At 66.7% G+C, this 285-nt stretch carries 1 protein-coding gene; it reads left to right on the forward strand.

From position 1 onward, the window contains the following. Positions 1-196: Jag family protein (locus tag GV790_RS30005; protein WP_306043473.1), on the forward strand; the 196-nt coding region annotated here is incomplete at its 5' end. Positions 197-285 lie beyond the last annotated feature (89 nt).

A 285-nucleotide genomic window follows, 5' to 3' on the forward strand; every position in this document is an offset into this window, starting at 1 on the left:
GCGTCGCGAAGAGCTGAGCGCGCTCGGGACTGCGGCAGCGAAGCGCGTGCAGGAATCCGGCGCACCTGAATCGTTGGCGCCGATGACGCCGTTCGAGCGCAAGATCGTCCACGACGCTGTTGCGGCTGTCGATGGCGTCGCGAGCGAGAGTGAGGGCGTGGAGCCGAACCGGCATGTGGTTGTCGTTCCGGCTTGATGGATAGTCCGGCACGCCCCGTGCGCTGACGGGGTGCGCAATGGTTGGATAGGGCCTCGGGTCTTCGGACCGGGGCCCTTGTCCATATC

Source organism: Nocardia cyriacigeorgica (assembly GCF_010858045.1).
Taxonomy (GTDB): domain Bacteria; phylum Actinomycetota; class Actinomycetes; order Mycobacteriales; family Mycobacteriaceae; genus Nocardia; species Nocardia cyriacigeorgica_E.